Source organism: Streptomyces thermovulgaris (genome assembly GCF_002155915.1).
Taxonomy (GTDB): domain Bacteria; phylum Actinomycetota; class Actinomycetes; order Streptomycetales; family Streptomycetaceae; genus Streptomyces; species Streptomyces thermovulgaris.
This window is the reverse complement of the sequence record NZ_MUME01000430.1, coordinates 1-1,601: the sequence shown is the minus strand read 5'-3', so window position 1 is coordinate 1,601 and position 1,601 is coordinate 1. Positions and strand designations below refer to the sequence as shown.

The 1,601-nt window shown below is 72.6% G+C and carries 1 pseudogene; it reads right to left on the bottom strand.

Annotation, left to right across the window (positions count from 1 at the left end):
* Window positions 1–1,501, bottom strand: a pseudogene (locus CCN35_RS25915) (MinD/ParA family ATP-binding protein); the annotation flags it as partial.
* Window positions 1,502–1,601 lie beyond the last annotated feature (100 nt).

Sequence of the window (1,601 nt, the reverse complement as noted above, 5' to 3'; positions counted from 1 at the left end):
GCGGCTGCCCGGGCTGCGGCCCCGCGACGGGGGGCTGTCCCGGGTACGGCTGACCGGGGACGGGCGGGGCGGGCTGCTGGGGAGCGAACTGCCCCGGAACCGGCTGCCCCGGCTGTCCCGGCTGCCCCGGATAGGGGTGCTGTCCCGGGTAGGGGGGCTGCCCCGGCGCGGGCTGACCCGGAAGCGGCTGCCCCGGCAGCGGCGGGGGAGCGATCGGCGGCGGGTTGCCGTCGGACATCCACAGCCCCTGCGCCTGCTGGTGCCGTACGAAGTCCTCGGCGACCATCGCCGCCAGGTTGAAGTACGCCTCCCGCACCTTCGGCCGCATCATGTCCAGGTCGACCTCGGCACCGGTGGCCAGATGCTCGTCGAAGGGCACCACGACGACCCCGCGGCAGCGGGTCTCGAAGTGGGCGACTATGTCCTCCACCTTGATCATCTTTCCGGTCTCGCGCACACCGGAGATCACGGTGATGGAACGCGCCACCAGCTCGGAGTACCCGTGCGCGGACAGCCAGTCCAGCGTCGTACTGGCGCTGCTCGCCCCGTCCACGGACGGCGTGGAGATGATGATGAGCTGGTCGGCGAGGTCGAGCACCCCGCGCATGGCGCTGTAGAGCAGACCCGTGCCGGAGTCGGTGAGGATGATCGGGTACTGCTTGCCCAGGACGTCGATCGCGCGGCGGTAGTCCTCGTCGTTGAAGGTCGTGGACACGGCCGGGTCGACGTCGTTGGCGATGATCTCCAGCCCGGAGGGCGCCTGGGACGTGAACCGCCGGATGTCCATGTAGGAGTTGAGGTACGGGATCGCCTGGACCAGGTCACGGATGGTGGCCCCGGTCTCCCGGCGCACCCGGCGGCCGAGCGTACCGGCGTCCGGGTTGGCGTCGATGGCGAGGATCTTGTCCTGCCGCTCGCTGGCGAGCGTGGCCCCGAGCGCGGTGGTGGTGGTCGTCTTGCCCACACCGCCCTTGAGGCTGATCACGGCGATCCGGTAGCAGGACAGCACCGGCGTGCGGATCAGCTCCAGCTTCCGCTGCCGCTCGGCCTCCTCCTTCCTGCCGCCGAGCCTGAACCGGGACCCGGAACCGACCGGCCGGGAACTGCGGGCCTTCTGCTTCTTGTTGCTGAGCAGCCGGTCGGAGGACAGCTCCACGGCCGCCGTGTAACCGAGCGGAGCGGCCCCGGGCTGCGGCTGCCGCTGATCGTGCTGCACCGGCTGCGGCCAGGCGGTGCCGAGCCGGGGATCGACGGGCTGCTGCCCCTGCGCCGGAGCGGGCTGCTGGGGGAAGCCGTACCCGCCGGGCGGGGCGGGAGCGGCGCCCTGGGGCTGGGGAAAGCCGTACCCCGGCTGAGGGCCGGCCGGTGCCGCGGGGGCACCCGTGGGCGGCTGGGCGGGCGGCTGCGGCGCCCCCGGCGCACCGGGCTGCGGGAAGCCGTACCCCGGCGGGGGAGCCGCAGCCTGGGGCCGCTCCTCTCGGTTACACGGCGGTCGTGGAGCTGTCCTCCGACCGGCTGCTCAGCAACAAGAAGTAGAAGGCCCGCTCTTCGCTGCCGGTCGGTTCCGGGTCCCGGTTCAGGCTCGGCAGCAGGAAGGAGAA